Raw genomic sequence first — 5274 nt, forward strand, 5'->3', positions numbered from 1 at the left:
TTTTAATAGTTATTCTCTATATAAGAAGCTATGTCATTAGCAAGAGTCGATGTTAATAGTGTAGATACATTACTTAAAATGATGATTGTAGCCTCTTTGTCAATTAACCGTAAATAAGAGGATGTAAAGCCGTTAATGCCGCCGTGATGGAATACAAGTTTACTATTTTCGCCTGCCATAGCGATGTTCCAGCCGTAACCATTTCCATAAGATCCTGCAGTAAACATGCGAGACGTCATACTATTTGAAAGCAAACGATTTTCTTTTATCGCTTGATCAAATATATATAAATCTTCGGCTGTAGAAAATAATCCACCAGCTGAATACGAGTTTGACATATGAATAAATGATGTGTTCTGTAAATCATGAATTGGATGTAACTCATACCCAGTTGCTTTATGTTTTTGAATGGTGTGATTCAGATCAACATCTGTGTTCATCATAGAGAGTGGATATAAAATCTTCTTTTTAAGAAATTCTTCATAAGAAATCCCACTTATAACTTCAATGATGTGTCCTAATATAATATAACCTGAATTCGAATAATTGAATTTTTCACCAGGGCTAGATTCAAAGGGACATGTAATAATCCATTGTATTAATTCATCCGGTGTTCGAGGCTGGTAAGACTGTATTAAAAAGTTGTGTTGAGCAGTAATATTCCCAACACCAGCAGTATGACTTAATAGATGCTCAATCATAATTTGATTTCCTTTTGGGAAAGTTGGAATGAATTGATCCAATGTATCATGTAGCTGTAATTTTTTCTCTTCCACAAGCATTAAAATAGCAACTGCAGTGAAGATTTTAGTTATTGATCCGATACGAAACTTCGTTGTAGCTGTATTAGGTATGTCCCAATCGTAATTAGCTTTTCCAAATGACTGTTTATAAAGAGTTTGTTCTTTATGGGCTACTAAAATTGTACCTTTGAATTTTTCGGTATTTTTATATAAGAATGAATTGATATATGAGTTTAGCAAATTTCAGGCACTCCTTCAAATTTTGGAATATTAGTTACCTGAAATGTAATCCAACGGCATAAGCAATTCCCCCTAAATGAAATATTTTTTGGAATACTTTTCTATATTATAATGCAAGTTATAAAAGAAGCAAGTGGATTTCTAATCTATGAAAATTAAAGATTTTTTGAATTACTTTCCGAATCACTTTAGTAGTTTACATATCGAAGGTGAGGAGAAAGAATCATGAAGGTAAGAGAAGCAGTAGTAAGTGAAGCGAATGAACTAAGTCAACTGGCACTACATTCAAAAGCTACTTGGGGTTATAGTGAAGAATTTATTTTAGCTTGTAAGGAAGAATTAACGATCTCAGAGGATTACATAAAAAATAACTTTTGTATATGTTTTAGAAAATGATGATGCGAAGATTGGATTTTTCTCATTTTTACATAATGAAAATGCTCTCGATTTCCTATACATTTATCCTAGTTATAAAGGAAAAGGATACGGGAAAATACTTTGGAGGTTTGTAGTAGAGCAAGCAAATGAACTAGGATTGAAAAGTTTTACGATTGATAGTGATCCAAATGCGAAAGGATTTTACGTGAAAATGGGGGCAAAACTAATCGGTGAGACACCATCAACGGTTTTTAAAAATCGCCTTTTACCTCTTTTACAATATCGTGTGTAAAACTACCAATGTCAGGGGAAGCTGAGAATGGATAATAAAAAGACAAAACCAATATATGAAGCGTTAATAAAATCTTGGTCAATAGAAACGAGTTCTAAGTGGACGAGCGAAAACCCGGCAAAGGGACAATGTGGTGTAACGGCCCTTATTATTCAAGAATTATGCGGGGGAGAGATAAAAAAGACGAAAGTAGGAGAAGTGTGGCATTTTTACAATACAGTGGATGGGAAAAGGCATGATTTTACTTGGACTCAATTTCATGAAAAATTAAACTATATGGACGTGAAGTCGAGCCGTGAAGAAGCATTTGCAGATACAAATGACAAACAATATGACATTTTGAAGGAAAAGATAATGAAAGAATTAAAATTATCTTTTGACTCTTAATCTTTAATAAGTTACTATAATGGTGGTAACTTATTAAAGGGAACTTCATAGAGTTGAAAGGGGAAATACTTTTGAAAACAACTTATGTAAACGCTACAATTGTAACGATGAATGAACAAAATGAAGTGATAGAAAATGGATATATCATTGTAGAAAATGATCAAATTATAGATGTAAATAGCGGAGAATTCGCTAACGATTTTGAAGTGGATGAAGTAATTGACATGAAAGGAAAGTGGCTTTTACCTGGGCTTGTAAATACACATACACATGTTGTAATGAGTCTTTTGAGAGGTATTGGCGATGATATGTTATTACAGCCGTGGCTTGAGACGAGAATTTGGCCACTTGAAAGCCAGTTTACTCCAGAGCTTGCGGTTGCTAGTACGGAATTAGGATTACTTGAAATGGTGAAAAGTGGTACCACATCATTCTCTGATATGTTTAATCCAATTGGAGTAGATCAAGATGCAATTATGGAAACGGTGTCAAAAAGTGGAATGCGAGCTGCTGTTTCAAGAACTTTATTTAGCTTCGGAACGAAAGAAGATGAAAAGAAAGCAATTGAAGAAGCGGAGAAATATGTAAAGCGATATTATAAGGAAAGTGGTATGTTAACTACGATGGTTGCACCGCATAGTCCATATACATGTTCCACAGAACTGTTAGAAGAGTGTGCACGTATTGCAGTAGAAAATCAAACTATGGTTCATATCCACCTTTCTGAAACAGATCGTGAAGTACGTGATATTGAAGCACAGTACGGAAAACGTCCAGTAGAATATGCGGCAAGTTGCGGATTGTTTAAACGTCCAACAGTTATTGCGCATGGAGTAGTATTAAATGAAAATGAGCGTGCATTTTTAGCAGAACATGATGTTCGAGTAGCTCATAATCCGAATAGTAATTTAAAATTAGGTTCTGGTATAGCGAATGTAAAAGCGATGCTAGAAGCAGGGGTTAAAGTAGGGATTGCTACAGATAGTGTTGCGTCTAACAATAATTTAGATATGTTTGAAGAAATGCGTATTGCGACTTTATTACAAAAAGGTATTCATCAAGATGCAACAGCATTGCCAGTTGAAACAGCTCTTTCTCTTGCGACGAAAGGAGCAGCAGAAGTAATTGGGATGAAACAAACGGGATCACTTGAGCCTGGAAAGTGTGCTGATTTTATTACGATTGATCCATCTAATAAGCCGCATTTACAACCAGCAGATGAAGTGTTATCGCATCTTGTATATGCAGCTAGTGGAAAAGATATAAGTGATGTAATTATTAACGGTAAACGTGTTGTTTGGAATGGTGAATGTAAAACATTAGATGAAGAGCGTATTATATTCGAAGCAAGTCGTTTTAAACGAGGTTTACAAAGATAGGTATTATATGTCGGTTGAAAAAGCTATCCTTTTTAAAAAAGGGTAGCTTTTTTCTTGAACGAATAAATATTCAATAGAATGTCGCATCTTTCTATTGGTATTTCTGCTATAATATATAATATTTTATATTTAAGGAGCGCAATTCATGAAGCGAAAAAAGAGCCGTTTAATGGTAATGGCACTTGTTACATCTTTATTTTTAACAGCTTGTAATAATAAAGCTAATAAAAGTGATGCAGAAGCTAAAAAACAAGTGTTAAATGTAACAGTATCAGAAGAAATTCCTTCACTTGATACTGCAAAAACGATGGATGGTACATCAGCACACGTTATGCAAAACATATTTGAAGGGTTGTATGTGCTAAATGATCAGGATCATCCTATTCCGGCAGTAGCAAAATCGTTTAAAAGAAGTGAAGATGGTAAAAAATATACATTTGATTTGCGTAAAGATGCAAAATGGTCAAATGGGGACAATGTAACAGCAAATGATTTTATGTTTGCGTGGAAACGTGCAATTACCCCTGAAACAGCGTCTCAATATGCGTCCATGCTTTTTTACGTGAAAAATGCGAAAGAGATCAATAAGGGAACGATGTCTCTTGATGAACTTGGGGTTACGGTTATAAATGATTATAAGCTAGAAGTGGAACTAGAACAGCCAATTCCTTACTTTTTACAGTTGTTAGCACTACCTATATACTTACCACAGAATGAATCATTTTTGAAAGAGCAAGGAAAGAATTATGCATTGGAACCTAGTAATCTCATATATAACGGTCCATTTGTATTAGAGAAATGGAAGCATGAACAAGAGTTTCAATTAAAGAAGAATGCTACATATTGGGATCAAAAGAAAGTGAAATTAGACGAAATAAACTTTCATATCGTAAAGGACACAATGACAGCTGTAAATTTATATGAAGCCGGCGATTTGGAGCGAGTCCCTATTAATTCACAAGTTGTAGACAAGTATAAAGGGAATAAGGAATTACACATGTCGAGTGATCCTGGAATTGCTATGCTACGTTTTAACGAAAAAAATAATGCGTTAGCAAATAAGAAAGTACGTCAATCTATCTCATTGGCATTAAATAAAGATGATTTCGTCGCTCACTTTATAAATAACGGGGCAAAACCTGCAAGTGGACTTGTACCAGCTGGTCATATAACTGAAGAGACTGGCAAAGATTTTAGAAAAGAAAACGGAGATCTTTCTCCATATGATTTACAAAATGCGAAAAAGGTTTGGGAAGAAGCGAAAAAAGAACTTGGGGTAGAACAGGTAACACTGGAGTTCTTAACGTTTGAACAAGATAACGCAAAACGTATAGCGGAATATATAAAAGGTGACTTAGAGAAGAATTTGCATGGATTAACGATACAAATTAAACAACAGCCATTTAAGCAAAAATTACAATTAGAACAAACAGGTGATTACGATATATCTATGGTAAATTGGGGACCGGATTATAAAGATCCAATTAGTTATTTAGAGCTATTTACGACAAATAATCCAAATAATAAAATGAATTATTCTAATCCTCATTACGATGAACTCATAAAAAAAGCTAAAAATGATCTTGTACTAGATCAAGAGAAAAGATGGGAAGCGTTGCGAGAAGCTGAGCGTATTGTATTAGAGGACGCTGCGGTAGCACCGCTTTACCATATTGGTTCAGCTTATGTACAAAAGGATTATGTAAAAGGAATTGAAAAGCATCAATTTGGTGGCGTTTATACTTATAAGAATGCTTATATTGATAATAAGTAAAATTATTTATATAAAAAAAGAAACCTTACTTTTAAGTGAACTGTACCCCGAATCATGGACACTTAAAAAAAGCCCCATGAT

The 5274-nt window shown here is 34.2% G+C and carries 4 protein-coding genes and 1 pseudogene; 4 read left to right on the forward strand and 1 reads right to left on the reverse strand.

What is annotated here, in order from left to right; all coding sequences use genetic code 11:
• Positions 1–2 precede the first annotated feature (2 nt).
• Positions 3–983 carry a serine hydrolase domain-containing protein gene (locus AB3X48_RS17260; protein WP_088078310.1) on the reverse strand — a complete coding sequence of 327 codons (981 nt, stop codon included), beginning with the start codon at positions 981–983 and terminating at the stop codon, positions 3–5.
• A gap of 225 nt (positions 984–1208) precedes the next feature.
• Here AB3X48_RS17260 and AB3X48_RS17265 point away from each other — a divergent pair.
• The 4 genes and pseudogenes from AB3X48_RS17265 to AB3X48_RS17280 all read left to right on the forward strand — a co-directional run bounded on the left by AB3X48_RS17265 (position 1209) and on the right by AB3X48_RS17280 (position 5193).
• Positions 1209–1653, forward strand: a pseudogene (locus AB3X48_RS17265) (GNAT family N-acetyltransferase).
• A 27-nt stretch (positions 1654–1680) separates the two neighbouring features.
• Positions 1681–2040, forward strand: a complete 360-nt coding sequence (locus AB3X48_RS17270) for a YunG family protein (RefSeq protein WP_002158353.1) — start codon at positions 1681–1683, stop codon at positions 2038–2040.
• 53 nt (positions 2041–2093) lie between these two features.
• Entirely contained in the window at positions 2094–3419 is a 1326-nt protein-coding gene (locus tag AB3X48_RS17275; RefSeq protein ID WP_081339784.1) for a bifunctional S-methyl-5'-thioadenosine deaminase/S-adenosylhomocysteine deaminase, read from the forward strand.
• Positions 3420–3564: 145 nt separating this feature from the next.
• Positions 3565–5193, forward strand: coding sequence for a peptide ABC transporter substrate-binding protein (locus tag AB3X48_RS17280; RefSeq protein ID WP_088098945.1), 1629 nt, complete (start codon positions 3565–3567; stop codon positions 5191–5193).
• Positions 5194–5274 lie beyond the last annotated feature (81 nt).

The organism is Bacillus sp. S4 (assembly GCF_040838205.1).
GTDB lineage: Bacteria > Bacillota > Bacilli > Bacillales > Bacillaceae_G > Bacillus_A > Bacillus_A cereus_U.